This window comes from Rossellomorea aquimaris TF-12 (assembly GCF_001648555.1).
GTDB lineage: Bacteria > Bacillota > Bacilli > Bacillales > Bacillaceae_B > Rossellomorea > Rossellomorea aquimaris.
Genome location: NZ_LQXM01000026.1, coordinates 180,544 through 201,838, shown reverse-complemented (window position 1 = coordinate 201,838; position 21,295 = coordinate 180,544). Strand labels below are relative to the sequence as shown.

At 35.5% G+C, this 21,295-nt stretch carries 22 protein-coding genes, 1 tRNA gene, 1 pseudogene and 1 riboswitch; of the genes and pseudogenes, 11 read left to right on the top strand and 13 right to left on the bottom strand.

The window, feature by feature from the left end; translation table 11 throughout:
- Positions 1–49: 49 nt before the first annotated feature.
- On the bottom strand, positions 50–508 hold the full coding sequence (locus IQI_RS08985; RefSeq protein WP_064092310.1) for a GNAT family N-acetyltransferase: 459 nt from the start codon (positions 506–508) through the stop codon (positions 50–52).
- A gap of 501 nt (positions 509–1,009) precedes the next feature.
- Positions 1,010–1,822, bottom strand: coding sequence for a YihY/virulence factor BrkB family protein (locus IQI_RS08980; protein ID WP_082892643.1), 813 nt, complete (start codon positions 1,820–1,822; stop codon positions 1,010–1,012).
- Positions 1,823–2,064: 242 nt separating this feature from the next.
- Here IQI_RS08980 and kynA point away from each other — a divergent pair, with 242 nt between their 5' ends.
- From kynA to IQI_RS08965, 3 genes are all read left to right on the top strand, one after another.
- Positions 2,065–2,910 (top strand): tryptophan 2,3-dioxygenase, encoded by an 846-nt coding sequence (kynA, locus tag IQI_RS08975; protein ID WP_064092309.1) that lies wholly within the window; start codon positions 2,065–2,067, stop codon positions 2,908–2,910.
- 234 nt (positions 2,911–3,144) lie between these two features.
- A complete protein-coding gene (locus IQI_RS08970) occupies positions 3,145–3,345 on the top strand; it encodes a cold-shock protein (protein WP_064092308.1) in 201 nt (66 codons plus the stop codon).
- 148 nt (positions 3,346–3,493) lie between these two features.
- On the top strand, positions 3,494–3,943 hold the full coding sequence (locus IQI_RS08965) for an OsmC family protein (RefSeq protein WP_064092307.1): 450 nt from the start codon (positions 3,494–3,496) through the stop codon (positions 3,941–3,943).
- 37 nt (positions 3,944–3,980) lie between these two features.
- Here the strand turns inward: IQI_RS08965 and IQI_RS08960 are convergent, their stop codons facing one another.
- Positions 3,981–4,310 (bottom strand): DUF3243 domain-containing protein, encoded by a 330-nt coding sequence (locus tag IQI_RS08960; RefSeq protein WP_064092306.1) that lies wholly within the window; start codon positions 4,308–4,310, stop codon positions 3,981–3,983.
- A 271-nt stretch (positions 4,311–4,581) separates the two neighbouring features.
- Between IQI_RS08960 and IQI_RS08955 the strand changes: the two genes are divergently transcribed.
- Positions 4,582–5,319: an SDR family oxidoreductase gene (locus tag IQI_RS08955; RefSeq protein WP_064092305.1), complete on the top strand. Its 738-nt coding sequence runs from the start codon at positions 4,582–4,584 to the stop codon at positions 5,317–5,319.
- A 21-nt stretch (positions 5,320–5,340) separates the two neighbouring features.
- A complete protein-coding gene (locus IQI_RS08950) occupies positions 5,341–6,804 on the top strand; it encodes an aldehyde dehydrogenase family protein (RefSeq protein WP_064092304.1) in 1,464 nt (487 codons plus the stop codon).
- Between the two features lie 43 nt (positions 6,805–6,847).
- On the opposite strand, the gene IQI_RS08945 is transcribed toward IQI_RS08950, so the two are convergent.
- From IQI_RS08945 to IQI_RS08935, 3 genes are all read right to left on the bottom strand, one after another.
- On the bottom strand, positions 6,848–7,885 hold the full coding sequence (locus tag IQI_RS08945) for a ribonucleotide-diphosphate reductase subunit beta (protein ID WP_408007231.1): 1,038 nt from the start codon (positions 7,883–7,885) through the stop codon (positions 6,848–6,850).
- A 19-nt stretch (positions 7,886–7,904) separates the two neighbouring features.
- Complete coding sequence (locus IQI_RS08940; RefSeq protein WP_082892642.1) at positions 7,905–10,163, bottom strand: ribonucleoside-diphosphate reductase subunit alpha; 2,259 nt, start codon at positions 10,161–10,163, stop codon at positions 7,905–7,907.
- A gap of 156 nt (positions 10,164–10,319) precedes the next feature.
- Positions 10,320–10,499, bottom strand: a riboswitch (cobalamin riboswitch).
- A gap of 93 nt (positions 10,500–10,592) precedes the next feature.
- Positions 10,593–11,318 (bottom strand): class I SAM-dependent methyltransferase, encoded by a 726-nt coding sequence (locus IQI_RS08935; RefSeq protein WP_064092303.1) that lies wholly within the window; start codon positions 11,316–11,318, stop codon positions 10,593–10,595.
- A 693-nt stretch (positions 11,319–12,011) separates the two neighbouring features.
- Here IQI_RS08935 and IQI_RS08930 point away from each other — a divergent pair.
- Positions 12,012–12,794, top strand: coding sequence for a SurA N-terminal domain-containing protein (locus tag IQI_RS08930; RefSeq protein WP_064092302.1), 783 nt, complete (start codon positions 12,012–12,014; stop codon positions 12,792–12,794).
- A 187-nt stretch (positions 12,795–12,981) separates the two neighbouring features.
- The gene (locus IQI_RS20835; RefSeq protein ID WP_197489729.1) at positions 12,982–13,158 is read left to right on the top strand and encodes a hypothetical protein; all 177 of its coding nucleotides are present in this window, start codon (positions 12,982–12,984) and stop codon (positions 13,156–13,158) included.
- 108 nt (positions 13,159–13,266) lie between these two features.
- Here the strand turns inward: IQI_RS20835 and gndA are convergent, their stop codons facing one another.
- Positions 13,267–14,679 carry an NADP-dependent phosphogluconate dehydrogenase gene (gndA, locus tag IQI_RS08925; RefSeq protein WP_064092301.1) on the bottom strand — a complete coding sequence of 471 codons (1,413 nt, stop codon included), beginning with the start codon at positions 14,677–14,679 and terminating at the stop codon, positions 13,267–13,269.
- A gap of 336 nt (positions 14,680–15,015) precedes the next feature.
- Between gndA and IQI_RS08920 the strand changes: the two genes are divergently transcribed.
- Positions 15,016–15,954, top strand: coding sequence for a nucleoside hydrolase (locus IQI_RS08920; protein ID WP_064092300.1), 939 nt, complete (start codon positions 15,016–15,018; stop codon positions 15,952–15,954).
- 29 nt (positions 15,955–15,983) lie between these two features.
- Here IQI_RS08920 and IQI_RS08915 read toward each other — a convergent pair whose 3' ends face one another.
- Both IQI_RS08915 and IQI_RS20275 read right to left on the bottom strand, forming a co-directional pair.
- A complete protein-coding gene (locus IQI_RS08915) occupies positions 15,984–16,274 on the bottom strand; it encodes a nucleotide pyrophosphohydrolase (RefSeq protein WP_064092299.1) in 291 nt (96 codons plus the stop codon).
- 137 nt (positions 16,275–16,411) lie between these two features.
- Positions 16,412–16,573 (bottom strand): annotated as a pseudogene (locus tag IQI_RS20275) (hypothetical protein); the annotation flags it as partial.
- Between the two features lie 88 nt (positions 16,574–16,661).
- Between IQI_RS20275 and IQI_RS21170 the strand changes: the two are divergent.
- Entirely contained in the window at positions 16,662–16,787 is a 126-nt protein-coding gene (locus IQI_RS21170; RefSeq protein WP_268874482.1) for a hypothetical protein, read from the top strand.
- A 477-nt stretch (positions 16,788–17,264) separates the two neighbouring features.
- Here IQI_RS21170 and IQI_RS08910 read toward each other — a convergent pair whose 3' ends face one another.
- Complete coding sequence (locus IQI_RS08910) at positions 17,265–17,465, bottom strand: cold-shock protein (protein WP_064092298.1); 201 nt, start codon at positions 17,463–17,465, stop codon at positions 17,265–17,267.
- 395 nt (positions 17,466–17,860) lie between these two features.
- On the opposite strand from IQI_RS08910, the gene IQI_RS20830 reads away from it, so the two are divergent.
- Entirely contained in the window at positions 17,861–18,037 is a 177-nt protein-coding gene (locus IQI_RS20830) for a hypothetical protein (RefSeq protein ID WP_197489728.1), read from the top strand.
- A gap of 107 nt (positions 18,038–18,144) precedes the next feature.
- Here IQI_RS20830 and IQI_RS08905 read toward each other — a convergent pair.
- Positions 18,145–18,217: transfer RNA gene (locus IQI_RS08905), tRNA-Val, on the bottom strand.
- 160 nt (positions 18,218–18,377) lie between these two features.
- On the opposite strand from IQI_RS08905, the gene IQI_RS08900 reads away from it, so the two are divergent.
- Positions 18,378–18,599, top strand: a complete 222-nt coding sequence (locus IQI_RS08900) for a WYL domain-containing protein (RefSeq protein WP_064092297.1) — start codon at positions 18,378–18,380, stop codon at positions 18,597–18,599.
- Positions 18,600–18,693: 94 nt separating this feature from the next.
- Here the strand turns inward: IQI_RS08900 and IQI_RS08895 are convergent, their stop codons facing one another.
- Both IQI_RS08895 and IQI_RS08890 read right to left on the bottom strand, forming a co-directional pair.
- A complete protein-coding gene (locus IQI_RS08895) occupies positions 18,694–20,679 on the bottom strand; it encodes a TRAP transporter permease (RefSeq protein ID WP_064092296.1) in 1,986 nt (661 codons plus the stop codon).
- Positions 20,666–21,190: a DUF1850 domain-containing protein gene (locus tag IQI_RS08890; protein ID WP_197489727.1), complete on the bottom strand. Its 525-nt coding sequence runs from the start codon at positions 21,188–21,190 to the stop codon at positions 20,666–20,668. Before IQI_RS08890 ends, IQI_RS08895 begins: the two co-directional genes overlap by 14 nt.
- Positions 21,191–21,295 lie beyond the last annotated feature (105 nt).

Here is a 21,295-nt window from a genome sequence, read left to right as displayed (position 1 = left end):
AAATCTCCGAGTGGCGGCTCAGAGATTTTTTTGTTTCAAGTTGAATGCTTTAGATTTCCTTCTCCATCACAACGTTGGTGGTTTTGTAACCAATTTTTTCGTATAGATTCCTGGCAACTTTATTGTGACCAAATACATGAAGTCCAATTTTTTGTACACCTATTTGTTTTGCTTCTTCTTCTACCTTTTTCATCGCGTCTTTCCCGTATCCTTTTCCTTGATGCTCCTCTAAAATTCTTATATCATATATGAATGCTTTTTCAGAAGATTGTTTAGCCAGCCATATAATACCCACATCTTGGTTGTTCTCTTTCAAAATCGTATATAAGTAATTATTTTCTGTATTCTCACCATTCGGCAAAAGTTTAGCAAATTCTTCTTTTGCTTTCTCTAAAGACTCTTCCTCTTCCCAATTTCCTGATAACACTTTTTCTTTCGCATAATCTTTAACAGATATATCAAGATATTTTTGGAACTCACTAGAGCTCATAGTTTGTAACGTTACCAATTTGTTTATCCCCCTTTAATATTCCTTCTTATACGAATGATTTTATTCCAGTCATTTGCACTTACCACTAGCTGTACTATGACAACCCTCTTTAGATTATTCTTACGGATGGGATTAGATTTAGTTTCATTATTAATTAAAAATTTGGTTTTTTCGTTTCTGTTCTTATTTAGCTATTTGCTGATTCCTTTATTCGTTATTTTTCGAAACTATCAGTGAAAACCCTTGATTTATCCGTGGTGATTCACTATTTATCCGTATGAGTCCGGAGCATATCCGTGAAATACACAAGTTTTTCCGTTTCATTGTGAATAATGAAAATGATTCTAATTAAAAATGGCTTTAAAACCGCCAACTACAAGCGGATCAGCCACCTTCACCCTCTAGCATATACTCGTTGACAGAGGAATTAGCAGATGTTTAAAAACAACAAACTTTGCGAAAAAAACCTAAAAAAAAAAGTATAAAATCTTCGCGATTTCATACTCGACCCAAACATGGCTATTTAATACTTTTCTCTGCAACACTCCCATTTAACAATCCACCTATTAACAAAATAGTTGAGGAAATATAAAACCATACAACCAATGTTATTACACTACCCAATTGACCATAAAATTGAGTGTAATCATTCAGCTTTACATACGTTCCATACAGTAATGAGACAAGCTGCCAACCAAATGTAGCAACTAATGCTCCAGGTATAACATGAATAAATGAAATTCTCTTACTCGGTACCACTAAATAAAGGAAAATAAATAACGCCATCATAAAAATAGAGCTTAACCCCCATTTTCCAAGTACCCACGCTTGGCTCCACTCACCTTCAAGCTTTCCTTCTGTAAATCTAGCGTGACGAACATATTCTTCAACAACTGGAACAATAAGAGAGAAAGAAATTAAAATCATAAACCCTACTGTTAGTAATAAATCATACAGTAAGGCAATCAGAAAAGGCTTCTTTCTTTCTATTCTGTACGCCTGGTTCAATGAACGAACCATTGATTGTACAGCCATGGAAGCTAACCAGAAAGTAAAAATGATGGAAATAGATAAAATATCACCTCTTTGATCATACAATATACGATCTATATTACTTTGAAGAATGGCATAGGATCGTTCAGGAGCAAACGGTTTAATAAGTAATAACACATTTGTTTCTGAAATAGGTAGATAGCTAATCAAGGAGAAGACAAAAATTAAAAACGGAAAAATCGATAATAACAAATAATAAGCAAGTTGAGCAGATTGATCAAAGAACCGTTCTTGAAAGAAGCGGCTGACTACCTGCTTAATATGGTGGATCATGTTCATAGTGAGTACCCCTAATTAAACGATAATACTATTATGTTCCCCAACTATAGAATTTCAATCATTTTGATGCTGCAAAAGGAAGCACTAAGCCTCCACCTCTAATCACCTAGGAATAGTGAAAAAACCGTATTCCTATATTCAAGCGAATCAATAAAGGATTTTTCCCTTTCATTCGAGAAATTACTACAAGAAAGGTTTTTTACCTTTATCTAATTTTTGAACAGCAGAAAGGGAGATCTCACATGACAAATAAAGATAAGACAAATTCTATGGGAAATGAGCATGTACATACTGATTTCATTAATAAAATGACATATGGAGATTACCTTCAACTCGATACATTATTAGATAGTCAGAAAAGATTGTCAGGACATCATGATGAGATGCTATTTATTGTGATCCATCAAGTAAGTGAACTTTGGATGAAGCTTATCCTTCACGAGCTTAGGGCCAGCATTGAAGCAATTAAAGCAGGAGAGCTTTCTCCAGCATTCAAAATGTTGTCCCGTGTATCAAAAATACAATCTCAAATTATCCATGCATGGGATGTGTTGTCTACCCTTACACCGTCTGAGTATATTGAATTTAGAGATGATTTAGGTCAAGCATCCGGATTTCAATCTTATCAATACCGAATGATTGAATTTGCGTTGGGCTATAAAACACCACATGTACTGGAAATTTATAAAAAGGACCCTATACTATTAACTCAACTCAAAGAGGCATATGAAGCACCCTCATTATATGATGTCGCTATACTTGCATTAGCTACGAATGGACTAAACATCAATGAAGACATCATGAACAGAGATGTCACAAAACCTTACCGAGAAGACGAATCAGTATTAAATGCTTGGACAAAAGTTTATGAGGATACAGAGAAATATTGGGATTTATATGAGCTCGCCGAAAAACTTATCGATATTGAAGATTGGTTACAGCAATGGCGTTTTCGTCACATGAAAACAGTAGAACGGATTATAGGACACAAGAAAGGCACAGGTGGTTCAAGTGGGGTTGGATACTTAAAAAAAGTTCTCGATCATCAGTTTTTCCCTGAATTATGGGCAGTGCGGACCAATATTTAATTATTCTTTTCGCCTTTTTTTAAATCTTTTTTATCCAATCTTCCATTTGTCCTATTTTCCAGAAATCGGATTTCCTATTGCTTGCAATCTTCATTATTTCTTGCTATTATTAATGTGAATTATTTTTGTTCGGAATTAAAGGATAGACAAAGTTTTTAAGCTTTTCGCCTTGAAGTTTTGAAGAGCAAGAATAGTAATACAATTGTGTGGAGAACACACGAGGAGGTAACTAATATGTTACAAGGTACAGTTAAATGGTTTAACGCAGAAAAAGGTTTCGGATTCATCGAGCGCGAAGGTGGAGACGATGTATTCGTTCACTTCTCAGCTATTCAAGGCGAAGGATTCAAAACTTTAGAAGAAGGTCAAAAAGTTTCATTTGAAATCGTTCAAGGAAACCGTGGCGACCAAGCTGCTAACGTTACAAAAGCATAATGAATGCTTTAAAAAAGACTCTACTCTGTGTAGAGTCTTTTTTGTAGGTACTTTTCTTAAAGATTTTGAATTACAGCCATAAATCATTATTATGGTCCCTAAATACATACTTTCTTTTATTAAATAATCCAGGAGGTTATCTTAACTTATGGCAGAACACTCTTTCTATATCGAAACAAATTGGCCCGGCTTACGAAATGATGTGGGATCTCTTCAATCCCCCAACGTCCATACAAAGATATCAATTCCAAAAGAAATGGATGGTCCAGGTGTTGGAACGAATCCTGATGAGATGCTTCTTGGAGCTGCCGCTACCTGTTACATCATTACTCTAGCCGCTATGCTTGAAAGAAGTAAAATTAAGAAAAGCATGCTCACGATGGTTTCTGAAGGAATTGTTGAAGTTGAAAAAGGGGTCATTACATATAAAAAAATCATTCATAAGCCAGAACTGATTTTGGAAGCAGACTGTACAGAAAAAAATGTATCCACTGCAAAAAAATTATTCTATAAAGCGGAGAAATCTTGTATGATTTCTAGAGCTCTAAAAGGGAATGTGGAAGTAGAAGTCGAAGAAACCATTAAATTATCACAATAAAAGGGTGCATACATCTCATGTATGCACCTTTTAACAATTATGATTCAGAGTGAACCAGTTTAACTAACATATGGGATAGCATATGCTGCTCGTCTTTGTTACCGGCTTTCCATAATTCATATAATAACTTTTCTTCTCTATTTTTCGGCTCCTCATGAGCTGCTAAATAATCTCCAACTTTTTGAGCTGCTTTTGCTTGTTGTTCTTCATTCAATCCTAACTTATCTGCTAATGATACCTTATTACCTAAGTATTGTTTAAAGTGATCAAAATTTGAAAGAATGTCTTCCTTTTTATCTTCGGACATATTTGATAATGTACTTTCTACCTTACTTTCCATTTTATCTTCTGTAGAATGATTTGCCATGTACAATCTCTCCTCTCTCAATCTAGTTAATGTATTCCCGTATTAACGTCAAATAAACATTAAATAGCTAAAATTGGGATAAAAAGTAATTTAATAGGAAGTAAGCCTCCCCCTTTTTACTTCAAGCTGTTGGTTTATTAATGGAAACAAAGTTTAAGAAAACATCCTTTCTTAAACTCTCTTTGATTTGTTTAAAACTTTCTTTATGGGTGTAAACAATAGAAGTAGTAAATAATAACTCGTATCTTAGTTCTTAATAGGAGGATTCTAAATGACAACCAAAAAAGTAGCGATTATTACAGGAGCAAGTAGTGGAATAGGACAAGCAACTGCAAAACAATTAGCTTCAAGTAACATTACCGTTATGCTTGCAGCTAGGCGAGAAGATCGCTTGCAAGAGTTAAAAAAAGATATCGAAAAAATGGGGGGTGAGGTTGACTATACCCTAACGGATGTATCGAAAGTAGACGAAATGGAGCACTTGGCAAAAAGAACAATTGAGCGATTTGGACGAATTGATATTTTAGTAAATAATGCGGGCTTAATGCCTCTTTCTTTGATAAATAAACGAAAAATTAAAGAATGGGATCAAATGGTTGATGTAAACATAAAAGGGGTTCTTTATGGAATTGCTGCTGTTCTTCCGTACATGGAAGATCAAAAATCTGGCCATATTATCAATATTTCTTCTGTTGCTGGGCATAAAGTAATGCCGGGTAGCTCCGTATACAGCGGTACAAAATATGCCGTAAGAGCCATTACAGAAGGGTTAAGACAAGAAATGAATGCCTCACACAATATAAGAACCACCATTATTAGTCCAGGAGCAGTAGCAACAGAATTGACCCAAACCATTACAGATGAAGATATTCTAGAAGCTTTTAAAGAACAGGAGATGAAACCTCTCGATAGTGAAAATATTGCAAAAGCAATTTCTTACGCAATTGTCCAGCCAGACCATGTAGATGTAAACGAAATTATCGTTCGCCCTACTCAGCAAGGAATGTAAACAAACTAGGAGGAAACCATCATGCAAACCAATTTTGATAAGTTATTTATTAATGGAGAATGGGTTAAAGGTAGAAGCAAAAGTGTCATTACAAATACCAACCCTTTTGACCAATCAGAACTTCTTACTATTCAAGCAGCAAGTAAGGAAGATGTTGATCACGCCTATAAGTCATCAGAACAAGCTCAAACTAAGTGGGCACAAGAACCACCTCAAGTTAAAAGAGAAATACTGGAAAAAGCCGTCCATCTTGTTGAACAAAATAAGGATATGATTATCGATTGGCTTATTAAAGAATCTGGAAGCACGTATATGAAAGCTGCTGGGGAAGTAAAAGTTTCCATTAATAGTATGAAGGAAGCTGTAACTTACCCTTATAGAATGGAAGGGAAAATACTCCCTTCTCAAGTACCTGGGAAAGAAAATCGGGTATACCGAGAACCATTAGGTGTCGTAGGTGTAATCAGTCCTTGGAACTTCCCGTTTCACTTAGCCGTCCGTTCTATTGCGACAGCATTGGCAACAGGAAACGGAGTCGTAGTTAAACCAGCTACTCACACTCCCGTTACCGGTGGTTTATTATTCGCCAGTATCTTTGAAGAAGCCGGACTTCCAAAAGGCTTGTTAAATGTAGTTGTAGGAAAAGGTTCAGAAATCGGGGACGACATTGTGACTCATCCTATACCTAGGTTAATCTCATTTACAGGTTCTACTGAAGTAGGACGACATATTGGAGAACTTGCAGGTAAGAACCTTAAAAAAACCGCTTTAGAACTAGGTGGAAATAACGTATTTATCGTTTTAGATGATGCGGATATCCATAACGCAGTAGAATCTGCATTGTTTGGCAAGTTTTATCATCAAGGTCAAATTTGCATGTCTATAAATCGAATCATGGTACAACAAGAGGTCTATGAAGAATTTGTTGAGGCTTTTGTATCTAGGGTAAAGGATTTAACTGTTGGAAATCCCGCAAATAAGGGCACTCAAATCGGACCACTAATTGATCAAGATCAAGCAGATCGAATATTAAAGGATATTGAAAGCAGTAAAGCAGAAGGTGCAGAACTGATTCTTGGAGGAAACTCTGAAGGTAACCTGCTCTATCCTACGGTTTTAACAGGAGTAAACAATCATATGCCGATAGCAAAAAATGAAATTTTTGGACCGGTAGCAGCTATCATCCCTTTCAAAGATGATGAGGAAGCCATGAAATTAGCGAATGAGCATCCATATGGACTAAGTGGTGCCATTCATTCATCAACAGAAAGAGGAACTGCATTAGCTTCTACTATCCACACTGGAATGATCCACATCAATGATCAATCAGTGAATGATGAACCCCATATGCCTTTTGGAGGAGAAAAGGACTCTGGACTGGGTCGCTTCAATGGAGAATGGGCTCTAGAGGAGTTTACTACGGTAAAATGGGTAGGAGTACAGCATGTGAGAAGAGATTACGGACCATTTATTGAAAAAAAATAGTGGTATTTGAAAAAGGAGAGCAATTTTCATCGCTCTCCTTTTTTTATAACTCGTCAAAGCCATTTGCATCGGAGGTTTTCGTATATTGCCTGGATTTTTGTTCAAAGAAGTCTGTCTTTCCTCTATCCACTTCCTGATATGCCACAATCCACCTTAAAGGGTTTTTCTCGTATCCTTCAAATGGTTCTTTAAACCCTAGCTGTTTTGCTCTTTTATTCGCCATAAATTTAATATAATCAGACAAGTCAGTCATCATTAGACCATCCATGTGGTTGCCGATAATCTCTTCCCCCCACTCGATTTCAAGCAGAGCAGCCTTTCGAAATGATTCTGTTCCATAGTTATTTAATTCTTCTGTTCCAAAAACTGGATTCTCTCTTATTATCTCTTTAAAAATCTTTTCAAAAAGACCCACATGTAATTGTTCATCTCGATTAATATAATTAATCATTGTACTTGTAGCAACCATCTTTTGATTCCTAGCCAAATTGTAAAAGAAAGCAAATCCAGAATAAAAGAATAATCCTTCTAAAATCACATCGAAAATAATGGATTTTAAAAGATTTTCAATGTTTGGAGACAGAACAAATTCATTATAACCATTGGTGATAAACTCGTTTCTTTTCTTAAGAATGGGGTCATGCTTCCAATAATCAAACACCTCATCCTGTCTCTTCTTTGAAACGAGACTTGACAATACATAGCTATATGAATGATTATGAACAACTTCTTGCTGTGCTAAAATTATCATTAACGCATTCAAGCTAGAATCGGTTAAATAATCTGCTACCTTTCCAGCATAATCCGTCTGAACACTATCAAGGAGAGCAAGCAGACCAATGATTTTCAAAAAGGACTCTTGTTCTCTAGTAGATAGTGTTGGAAATTGCTTTATATCCTTCGACATATTTATTTCAAATGGCGTCCAGAAATTCCCTAACATTCTCTTATATTTTGGGTATGCCCACGGAAAACGTACATCGTCCCAATTTAATATGTTCGAGCTTTTTCCGTTAATAATAGCCGTTGATTGATTTGGTGCTTCTGAGTCAATTAGTAATCTTCGTTGTAAACCATTCAAGATTCCTTCTCCCCTTCCATTAACTGTGACAGCTTTCGCACTCTTCAAAATTCGATACGGATGTTGATCGAACATAGTAAGTTGTTTTTAATCCTGACCTCCATGCATCCAAATGCAAAAATAGTAAGTCTTTTGCTCGAATATCATTTCGAACATACAAATTAAAGCTTATACCTTGGTCAATATGGTTCTGTCTTTTAGCATTTTGTTTAATACTCCAATGTTGATCAAGATTATACGCAGTTTTGTAATACCACTTCGTTTCTGGAGATAAATCTGGCGCAGTTACAGGGATCTTATAATCCTTTTTTTCTTCTGAATACTCCAACCTGAACAAAGGGTCGATGCCAGCAGTTGAACCTGCGATGATGGATGTCGAAGAGTTTGGAGCAACGGCCATTAAATAACCGTTCCTCATTCCGTTACGTGATACTTTATTTTTTAAAGTTACCCACCGTTTCCCATAATAATTTTTGTTTGTGAAATAAGCTCCAGTAGACCAATCAGATCCTTTGAAGTAAGGATATGCTCCTTTTTCCTTGGCTAATTCATGACTAGCTTGGATTGTATAATAAGCTATATCTTCATATAAGGAATCACAGTATTCCACCGCTTCTTCACCTTCCCATTGTATTCCTTTTAGCGCCAGCAAGTGGTGCCAACCAAAAGTTCCTAACCCTATCCCCCTGTACCTTTGATTCGTTAACTGTGCTTGCAACACAGGAATTTCATTCAAGTCAATTACATTATCCAATAAGCGAACTCCAATAGAAGTAACTTTTTCTAACTCATTGTCCGTCACTGCTTTAGCTAATGAAATGGAAGCCAGATTACATACAACATAATCGCCTGGAGATTTGTACGTTATGATTTTCCCGCCTTCCACTCTTTCTTCTTCCATAACAGTGGCACTCATATTTTGAGTAATTTCAGTACATAAATTACTACAATAAATCATACCTTTATGGCGGTTGCTATTTTGTTGATTCACTGTATCTCGATAAAACATATAAGGAGTTCCTGTTTCCAGTTGCGAAATCATGATCCGTTTAAAGACTTCAATAGCTGGAACAACTTCTTTAGAAAGAGTTTGATTATCCACACATTCCCAATACTTTTTTCGAAAGCTCCCTCTTCCTTTCTCCTCGTCATAATAATCTTCTAAAGAAAAACCCATGACACTTCTTACTTCGTGAGGATCGAATAAATACCAATCTCCCCTTTTCTCTACTTGCTCCATAAAAAGATCTGGCAGTGAGACTCCTGTAAATAAATCATGAGTTCGCTGACGTTCGTCCCCGTTATTTAATCGACTATCTAAAAAAGGAAAGATATCTTTATGCCATATATCCAGATATACAGCTATAGCTCCTTGTCGTTGTCCTAGTTGATCAACAGATACCGCAGTATTATTAAGTTGCTTCATCCATGGAATGACACCAGAACTTACACCTTTAAAGCCTTTAATATCACTTCCCCGGCTTCTAATCTTTCCTAAGTAAATACCTAACCCACCTCCATTTTTACTCAGTGTAGATACATCCGTATTGGCGTCATAAATGCTTCTCAAATCATCTTCAACCGTATCTATGAAGCAGCTTGAGAGTTGTCCATAGCTTTTCCCTGCATTTGCAAAGGTTGGAGTTCCAACGGTTAAATACTGATTGGATAATGCCCAATAAGCTTCTTCTATTCGCTTCAGTCGTTTCTCTTTAGGCTCATTCATTAATAGGGTCATGGCGATAATCATGAATCGTTCTTGTGGAAGCTCATAAACAACACCATTATGAGACTTGGTTAAATATCGTTCTGCCAGAGTCACAATTCCTATATAAGTAAAATATTGATCTCTTGATGAGTCCATGATTGTGTGTAAATACTCTATTTCATCCCTTGAATATTTCTTTAATATTAAAGGGTTGTATAATTTCAACTCTGTCAGGGTATGAATTAATTGCTGAAAGGAACCATACTTTTCTTTGTGAGAGTAACCTCTTGATTTTGCACTAGATTCATAAAGATTTTTCAAATATATTGATGCTGCTACATAGGTCCACTGAGGTTCCGTTGCAGAAATCTTTTCTACTGAAAATAAAATAAATAAATGAACGAGTTTTTCTATTGTGATTTCAGGATGATCATAGACATAACGATTTGCTTTATCTTTAAACTCCTCAAAGCAAAGTGACGGAAAATCCCTTTCCAATTCTTTTACCATTTCATTTCCTTGCCTAATGAGTTTCTGTTTACTTTCTGATTCTTTAACGACAACTGACATTGTTTTTTCCTCCCTTTACTACACTTATCCTAAGGAGGGAAAGATCGAAAAAAGCCCATCCAATAGAGGATGGGCTTAAAAACGTTGATAAAATTATAGACTCAAAAGCCGTCTAAAATACTACCCTCGTTCTATCCTCCCAATTCCCGAAGAAGATAACACGTGATAAGTACGGCAGGTCTCCTGACTTGCGCTTCACCCTACTTTAAGGCCTTCCCATCAATTTGACAGTGGCAGTTCCTTATTTCGTCAGCACTTACAGTTGCGGGGACAGCTCTGGATTTTCACCAGATTCCCTTTTAAGTCTACTTAGACACCATACTTACGGTTATAATCAATATGTAGTTATAAATTATTAAAAGAACACTATATTTTGTGTTCTGTTACATCATAAACAATTAGAAAGCATTTTTCAATAGAATCATTCTTTTATTTTTTTTGAAATAAACAAGCCCATAGAAACGATAACCCAAACTCTTGATTGGGATCAGAAGAATGATTCATTCTTCTCATTTCAATTAGTTCAAAATCTTGAAATATTTTTTCTAGCTTTTCTTTGGAATATGCCATTCCACCTTTCATACTCCAATTTCTATAAACATCCCAATCACTTTGTGTAGTTCCATTTCGATCATCCTCATCATCAGCAGCAAAACAAGTTAAACCAAAATGACCGCCAGGCTTTAATACAGACATGACTTTTTCCACATAAAGAGGTCTTCGGTGTGGAGGAATATGATGTAAGCAACCTGAATCATAAACTAAATCATAAGATTGAGCCGAAACATCCAGAGTGAATAGGTCCTTACATTGATAAGAAACTTGAACACCCTGCTCTTTTGACCTTTCCTTAGCCCAGTTTAACGCTTCCTGAGATAAATCGATGGCATCAACAGAACAACTCTTAGAGGCAAGGTAAATGGAATTCCTTCCAGGTCCACACCCTAACTCAAGTGCATCCTGAGCTATAATCTTTCTATTTTCTATATATTGAACTAAGTTTTCATCAGGTGCATTTATGAAAAATGGGACCTTCTTATCTCTATCTTTATAGAACTCATCCCAAAAAGGTGTAGGGTCACGTAAAAGTGAATCTAGCATTGTAACAACATCATCGTTTAAAAAAATAGTTTCCTCTACTTTGGATTTAATCATCTTTTTTTCTCCCCTAAAAACAGATTTTCCCTTCTATTATATATTCGACAAAAGCGAGTGAATCCCTATTTTATCAAAGGATTTCTTATTTAAATTTCTTAAACATTGTTGCTATTTCAGAGAAGAAAGTAGTAGTTGATTGCAGCTAGAGAATGCTTAAGGGCGGTCAGTGAGCATCTTCGGTTGGGCCTGCGGGGGAACGCACATTTTCAGGATTTTTCAGAGTATTTGAATTCTATCATTTAAAATATGCTTAGAATTATTTTTTTCACTAAATAAACTAGAAACCGTCTAATTTCAAGTGTTCTATTGCAAATAGAAGAGAAATAACCTCCCTCATGAAGTTTGAGTATTGTATATAAAAAATTTATAATTCTTTTATGAAGGCTGTTTGACCGTATTCTTTGGTCCCCGTATTACCTTTTTACAGGTTAAGGAGAGATTTTATCCTTAACCTGTCTTTTTTTTGATAACTTTTTAATTTACAAATAGATTTCATGAATGAACTACAAGATATTAGTAAACGCATTCATCCTGTATATTATTGGAGTGAATATACTGCTTCATGTATTTCATGCTTATTACAATCAATACTTTTTTCTAAAAAGGTTTCTTTTTCTGCCTCTATCATTTAAAATTCCCTTTAAGTGATTTTTTTCATGAATCACACCTTAGTTTTGAAAGGAGCACATTATGAAAAAACTACTTACAACACTTTTATTAGCAACAATGTCTCTTGTACTAGCCGCTTGTGGGGCGAATGAAGAAAGCCAGAAACAAGCTGACAATAAACCAAAGACAGAAGAAAATAGCAAAGATCAAGCAAAAGCTCAAGAAGAGCAAGCTAAGAAAATGGAAGAAATGCAGAAAAAAATGGATAAACAAAAAATTGAAAAAGATAAAATTGTAGCCATTGTTAACGATGAAAAAATCAAAGGTGAAGACTATAATAATGTTCTAAGTCAATCTCAAATGCAATTTCAACAAATGGGACAAGACCCAACGAGCAAAGATGCTGCAAAAAAAATTAAAGACCAAACGATTGATAGCCTTGTAGGACAAACCCTTTTAATGCAACAAGCAGAGGAAAAAGGTTATACAGCTTCTGAAGACGAAATTAACAAGCAATTAGAAGAAGTAAAGAAGCAATATGGTGACGAAAAGAAATTTGAAGAAGCAATGAAAAAAGCTGGGTTTACAATGAAAGAGTTGAAAACTCAAATTGCTGAGAATATTAAATACACGAACTATGTTGAAAAAGAAATTAAGATTGAAGATGTGACTGAAGAAGAAATGAAACAAGCCTATGACCAATATGCTGGTCAACAAGGGCAAGATCAATCAAAAGAAGCTCCTAAATTTGAAGAAGTTAAACCTCAAATTAAGACTCAACTGGAACAACAGAAAAAACAAGAAAAACTAGTGAAACATGTAGAAGAATTAAAGAAAAATGCTAAAGTTGAAGTGAAAATATAATCGGTTTGACAAAAAACAGCACCTAACTTAAGGTGCTGTTTTTTATTTAAGGATTTCTGAAAATATTGTTGTAATCCTTCACAGAATGAATATAGGGAATTACTCTAAATTGAATAGGTTTTTAAGAGAGAATTGAGGGTATTGAATACCATTAAGAGAGAATTTCATATAAAGGAGGACGATATTTATGAGCAAAAGATCAAATGACAATCCAGAACAAATCAATAAGGATCATGATGGCATTCTTGATCGGTATGAAAGCGAGCAAAATGTCGACCCCATTCCACTTGAGGATTTGAAAAAGGAACAGCGCGAAGAAAAGAAAAAGCATCATACGAAAAAAGATTCATCTAGTAAAGAATAGGCTAGAAAATCCTTTTATACAAAAATGAAACCTCCTTAAAATCATTAAGGAGGTTTCATTTTTTGTTTAGGGAAAGATTCGAGAAACTTGAATACTCCCTCTAGTCTTTTATTTTGAAATCCATTCCGTATGGAAGGTTCCCTCTTTATCAATCCTTTGATACGTATGAGCACCAAAATAATCACGTTGAGCTTGCAGCAGGTTAGCTGGAAGCGACTCAGATCGATAGCTGTCATAATAAGCCAACGCACTAGCTAAACCTGGTACTGGTACACCCAGTTTAATAGCCGTCGCTACGACTTCCCTTGCTTCGTCTTGATAAGACTCTACAATTTCCTTAAAGTATGAATCCAACAATAAATTAGTTAAACTTGCATCTCGATCGTAGGCTTTCTTGATTTCTTGAAGAAATCCTGCACGAATGATACATCCTCCTCTAAAAATCATGGCAATTTCACCAGGTTTTAAATTCCAGTTATGTTCATCTGATGCAGACTGTAATTGAGCAAAACCTTGAGCATAAGAACAAATCTTACTTAAGTATAAAGCTTTGCGAATCATTTCAATGAAATCTTCTTTATTTCCTGTAAATTTATTATTTTTGGGACCTCTCAATATTTTACTTGCCTTCACTCGCTCTTCCTTCATGGCAGAAATGAAACGGGCAAAAACGGATTCTGTAATGATTGAAAGAGGAACACCTAGCTCAAGAGCACTTATACTCGTCCATTTTCCAGTACCCTTCTGACCAGCTGTATCCAAAATAACTTCGACAAGAGGCTTACCTGTCTCTTCATCTACTTTTGTGAAAATATCGGCTGTAATTTCAATAAGGTAGCTATCCAGCTCTCCTTCATTCCATTCTTTAAAAATGTCATGAAGCTCTGTTGCATCAAGGCCTAACACATTTTTCATAAGATAATATGCTTCACAAATTAATTGCATATCACTGTACTCTATTCCATTATGGACCATTTTCACATAGTGTCCGGAACCATCAGGTCCAATATACGTACTACATGCCTCTCCATTTACCTTAGCCGCTATGTTCGTTAAGAATGGTTCTACCCGATCATATGCTTCTTTTTGGCCACTAGGCATAATAGCAGGACCATACAGTGCCCCCTCTTCTCCGCCAGAAACACCTGCTCCAATAAAATTGATGCCCTTTTCTTCTAAACTTTTATTACGGCGAATTGTATCCTCGTAGAACGCATTTCCACCATCAATTAATATGTCACCTTTATCCAGGTGTGGAAGTAATGATTCAATGGCTTTATCTGTTATAGTACCTGCTGGAACCATAAGCATTATCTTTCTTGGTGTTTCAAGTGATTGAACAAATTCTGCTACTTGGCTAGAACCAATGATTTGTTTGCTACTGTGTTCCTTTAAAATTTCGTTTACTTTTTCATCTGAAACATCATATATAGAAACAGAATATCCTCTGCTTTCAAAATTCAAAGCAAGGCTTTTGCCCATTACTCCAACACCAGCGACTCCAATTTGTTGTTTATTCAAATCGTTCATTCCTTTCAATGTATGTATTAAATAATCCATTCACCGTATATATTATAATACGAAATAAATTTTCATTGTTAAAATATATCGAAAAAATATTTTTCATCAATCTTATTTTGACGATTTCCACTCAATTCTACACAAAATCATTCGTACTCTCACTATTTACCACAGTTTTATGCCATTTATTCATATGAAGGCATAATGGATAAGTTATCTTACTCTAAAGGAATAGGCTAATTCATTTTTCCCATCTAACTTAAAAGCAATTAAGTTCATTCTTAAAGGAGGGGATATAACATATATTGGAATAAATCCAAAGGAAGGGGATCCTTTATGAAAAACATTTTGCTTTTTACGGACCCAGGAATAGATGATTCTATTGCCATTATGTATGCCTTGCTACACCCTGAAATAAATATAGTTGGGATTGTTTCAGGGTACGGAAATATAGATAAGGAACAAGCCACAAATAATGTTGCTTATTTACTTGACTTAGCAAATCAAACCTCTATTCCTTTAATTGGTGGGGCTACACGTTCCTGTACGGGTAAATACCCTATTTATTATCCGGAAATCCACGGGAAAGATGGTTTAGGTCCTCTCCAACCTCCTGATACGATTAAAGGGAAGCTCTTAAACTTTAGTGAAATATTTAAGATAATTGAAAACCACCCTGACACCATTGTTGTAGATGTGGGAAGAAATACCTCCCTCGCCACCGCATTAATCTTGGATGAGAATTTCGAAAAGAAAATAAAAGAATTCTATATTATGGGAGGGGCTTATTTTGTTCCAGGAAATGTAACAAAATTGGCTGAAGCAAATTTTCATGGAGACCCTGTTGCAAGCAACTTTGTTCTCGGTTATTTAGAAAACGTAACTACTATTCCCTTGAATGTCACGAATAATGCTGTCATAACAACTGAACATATTCAAATGATTAAAAAACAATCTAATAACCCTCTCATATCTATTCTTGACGATGTATTTGATTTTTATTTCAAAGCTTATCAAGAATTAGTTCCGGGAATTAACGGAGCACCTCTTCATGATGTTGTGACCCTCAGTATATTAATGAATCCGGACTTTGGAAATTTTATTAAACGAAAGGTGAAAGTGCAAACCTGCGGTGAAGAAAAAGGACAATCTTTAGCTGACTTCAGAGTTGGTTCAGAACAAAAAGAAAAAAATCAGCAAACAAAAATATACCTTACACTGGACTACCAAGCCTTCGTAAATGACTTTATTAAGATCATGACCAATGAGGGGTAATCCTACCGGTATAAATATACACCAACCCTTTAAACTGGGTATTTACGTGCGTTTTTTTCTAATTTTTGATATACCTCTTTTTCCAAATCAACATTCATTTTATCAGCAAGTTGAACTAAATAAATGAGTACATCTGCCATTTCTTCTTTAATATTTTGATGATTACTTGAAATAGCCTCTTCACTCGTCTTCCATTGAAAGTTTTCAAGAAGCTCATTGGCTTCTAATGAAATCGATAAGGCTAAATCTTTTTCGTTATGATTAGGACCCCAGTTTCTCTCGTCACGAAACTGGATTACCTTTTCATAGATTTTTTTCATGGTTCTATCTCCTTTTTTCTCGATGATAAATTTTTAAATATAGACATTCATTTCATTCCATTCCTTACTATATCATGTTACGCACAATTTTCATTACGACTTATATGTCTTTAATTCAACAAAAAAGAGTGACATAGTCACTCTTTTTTCCTTAATTGATTTCTTTGTATTATTGTAGCATTTGCCATACCATGACCTTCACACATGGTTTGTAGTGCATACCGACCACCCGTTTGTTCAAGTTCATGCATCATACTTACCATAATTCGAGCTCCATTTGCTTCTAAGGGATGCCCAAGAACAAATTCTGTCTTTTATTAACTAGCATATTATTTTATTCATTGTACAACCTATTCCTGTACAACCATTTACGAAGGAGGCAACCTTTTGACCAACAAGAATGATAATCGTGAACGAAAAAACAAGTACCCTAACAATAAGAGAAATGACACGGAATTCTCAAAAGAAATAAATATTCGAAGTGAAATAACCAAAAAAGACTTAGGAAAATAATAAAAATGTCCATGAACAGTTCATGGACGTTTTTTTATTATCTCTGTGGAATATCAAATTTATCTCAGAACAGTGTTGGGTTTTTTATCGGTTGATTTGGCTGTTTTTACGGTGGAATGTATATTTATTGCGGGGGTATCCTACATTTTTGCGTAAATTTCATTCCTTTATGCGTGAAAAATACTGATTTATCCGTTTCCCTGTGAATAACGAAAATTATTCTAATTTATTATCTACATGAGGTCAGGTCATTGTCTGATTTCCGTTGAATTGGCTCATTATTGCGTTGGAATATAGGTTTATCCCGTAAGTATCCTATATTTATCTGTAATCCTCATCTTTTTATCCGTATAAATCACACATTTTCCCGTATCAGTGTGAATAACGAAAATTATTTTCTACACTTGAGACCAGTCCAGTCATTAAAACAAAAAAACAGACCCAAAAATGGGTCTGTTTTTGAAAAGTAAGTTTTAATTACATTTTGCGAACGTTAGCTGCTTGTGGTCCACGAGCGCCTTGTTCTACGTCGAAAGAAACTTCTTGACCTTCGTCAAGAGATTTGAATCCTTCACCTTGAATCGCTGAGAAGTGTACGAATACATCGTCTCCACCTTCTACTTCGATGAATCCAAAACCTTTTTCTGCGTTAAACCATTTTACTTTACCATTTTCCATGTTTGTTGCCTCCTAAAGTGCGTTACACACAATGTATTACTATTCTTGCGATATCAGGTGAAAAGCAAATCTTGTTCTTCCCTTGTATACCGAACAAAAATAATTCTCCCTTAGAATAACAGCAATTAAATAAATAATCAAGTAGTTGGGATGTAAGATTTAAAGGTCAGACATCTAAAGTGAAAAATGCTGTAATTTGATCTAAGCTCGATCTAAAACGAATACCTAAAATCGTTCCATATTCCTTTGATTTCTTGGTTATACTTATAGTATAAACATGAAATATTCAGATAAAACTCGGCGAATGAATTAGCAAATTAAATCTTATTTCCGATTAGGATAAGACAAAAGAAGCATATTTTTTATGGTATAATAAATATGAAAGGAAGTGCCGAATGAAATCTTCTAAAAATCGATATAGTGATGGTGCAATCGTAACGATAAAAGAAACTGGTGAATCAGTGACAGTTATGAAATGGCAATATGTTAAAAACATGAAGCGATATTCTTATATCGTAAAAGAACACCCTGGAACGTTTTTCTTTGAAGAAGAATTAGAAGCAAATGAATAATGTTTAAGTAACTGTAGCAAATCGTCTACAGTTTTTCTTTTGACTATAAACATAAAAAACAAAAAGGCAGGAATCTTCAAATAAGATTCCTGCCTTTTATTAAAATATGACCTGTGAGGGACTTGAACCCCCGACCCCCACCCTGTCAAGGTGATGCTCTCCCAGCTGAGCTAACAGATCGTTGTTTAAAGCTACATATTCAATTATATTCATAGCAGACAAATTGTCAATGACTTCTTTAACATTCTAAAAGTTAAAGTTCAAAAAAATAAACATCTCCGAATAAAGAACGTTTGTTCGTATATACTTATAGTATACCTTTTATAAAAGGAGTACGACTATGATTCATACACTCAAACGATCTCTTGAAGAAAAACGAGCCATTGAAATCATTTATATGAGTCATCAACAATTCTCTAAGAGACGGATACTCGTAAAGCATTTGAAAGGTGAATATGTTGTTGGCTACTGCTTTCTTCGTAAAGATATTCGAACGTTCCGAATTCAGTCCATTTTAGCTGCTTTCCCACTTTCTTCGAGACAAGACTATAATATTTCTTAACTTCAAAAATTGAATAAATCATCTTTTTTTCAATTACACCCTATCCCTCAACCATAAAAAAGAAGCTGACTTCAACAAGTCAGCTTCTTTCAATTTATGCCGTTGCTTTCGTAGGGTGTTTATCTTCCCTTTTGATGAAGTATTGTAGTCCTAACATGATTACAAATAAAATTAATCCGTATATATCCGTACTACCTTCAGGATATATCAACAACAGTCCTGTAATGACACACAGAACTCGCTCGATGACATATACTCTCCGGAACCAATAGCCAATCATTCCGGCTCCGATGGCCATCATACCAGTTACAGCTGTAAATATAACCCATAGCAGGCTTGGAATAGTCGTATCAATCATTAATAACTCTGGGGACATAACAAACATGTAAGGAATAATAAATGCTGCAATGGCTAGTTTTGCAGAATTGACTCCAGTACGTATTGGTTCTCCGCCAGAGACACCGGCTGCAGCAAAAGCTGCTAGCGCTACTGGTGGAGTGATATCAGCAATAATCCCAAAGTAGAATACAAATAAATGGGCTGCTAATTCAGGTGCACCTAATAAGATAATCGCAGGTGCAGCAATCGTTGAAGTGATTACATAGTTTGCTGTCGTAGGAGAACCCATTCCTAAAACAATCGATGCAATCATCGTAAAGAATAATGTTAGAAGAAGCTTTGCCTGAGCAGAATTAGTTAAATCCGCTGCTAAGTCTACTAGACCATTCGCTAACGTTAATCCTAAACCTGTTTTGGTTACAACTCCTACAATAATTCCAGCAGCTGCCGTTGCTACGGCTACTGAAAGGGCTGTTCTTGCACCATCTACTAGAGCATCAATGGCATCTTTCCAGCCTATCCGAGTATCTTTTCGTATGGCACTAATGGCCACTGTTGCTACTATGGACCAAAGTGCTGCTCTCATAACACTCATACCACTTACTAACAAAATAATGACAGTTAATATCGGAAGCAATAAGTAAATTTTCTTTAGAACCTCTTTGCGATTAGGCATTTCTTCTTCAGTAAGGCCACGAAGACCTATTCGCTTCGCTTCAAAATGTGTCATGATCCAAATTCCTGTAAAATAAAGAACTGCAGGTATAGCAGCAGCCTTTGCAATATCCCAATAGGATATTCCACCAATGAACTCTACCATTAAGAAAGCAGCAGCTCCCATGATTGGTGGCATCAGCTGACCACCTGTTGATGCAGCCGCTTCTACTCCGCCTGCAAACTCTTTACGGTACCCAAGTTTTTTCATCATTGGAATGGTAAATGAACCGGATGTAACTACGTTTGCTACAGAGCTTCCGCTAATTGTTCCTTGTAAGGCACTTGAGAAAATCGCAACCTTTGCAGGTCCACCAGTTCGCTTCCCAGCAATGGCAACAGCCAGGTCATTAAAGTATTGACCAACACCGGTTTTCACAAGGAAAGATCCAAATAATAAGAACAAGAAGATAAAGGTAGCAGAAACGTATAATGGAGTTCCAAGGATACCTTCTCCTGTAAAGAACATGGTTTTCACGATATCATCTAAATCGTATCCTCGGTGAGCAAGGAATCCTGGCATCTGCCTACCATAATACATATATAGCAGGAAGGATGAAGCAATAATGGTAATTGGAAGCCCCACCGCACGTCTAGTTGCTTCAAGAACTAAAAGAATAGCTATTAAACCAACGTAGAAATCTAAGGATGTCATTAAACCTACACGGTTAACGATATCATCCTGCATAATCGGCCAGTAAGCTCCAATCCCAACTGAAACTACTGCTAAAATAACATCATACCAAGCTATTTTATCCTTACGTACATTCTTTTTTCTTGCAGGGAACAAAAGGAATACTAGAGATAGAGCAAATCCTAAATGTATAGATAATAAAAGTTGTCTTGGTAATATCTGAGAAATAGATGCTACTAATTGGAACAATGAAAATGATAATAATCCAAAGAAAATAATCCACTTGAACATACCGTGATGTAATTTTCGAGTGGAAGACTCCGGGTCATATTTTTCTAATAATTCTTGTTGTTGTTCTGCTGTTAATGACTCAAATTCTTTATCTTTTTCCAACAACAGTCACTCCTTTCCATTGATTAAAAAGTGATAGTTTTTTAAATTCCATTCGGACAATCGATCCCTTTTCAAAATAATTCGCTAAAGGATACTCTTTATTCTTATAAACAAAACGGTGATTTGCTATAACTTGTCCAATTTGAATATCAATAAATGGGAACTTTCTATTCATGTTTGATATTAAATATTTCCCTTCCTCTGTGACTTCGAAATTTTCGTTTCCTTCAGCGTTTGCAGGCATACCAATCGAAGTGTCTTCATACAGTAGCATGGTTTGTTGAATGTGAAGGGGAGGTGTTTGGCGATAGAATTCTTCTACTTCTGAAAGATGAATGGAGTGTGTGTACCGCACAGAAAAAGTATCTCCTTCAGAAATATAGAACAAGACAGGTTCAGTGCTATCCTTGTCTCTCGACTCTATAACCAAGTAAGTTTGCATGGGAATTAAAAAGAAAAATAAGAGAATAAGAACAATGAGTATTCCTCCTACGAATAAAAGCCTTTTCATTACGAGTACCCCCATTATTCAAATAGTCATTCATAGAGTTAACCTTCCTAAGAAGCATTCAAACTAAATTTTCCCCTAGACCAAAACAAAAGAATAGACCGGTTT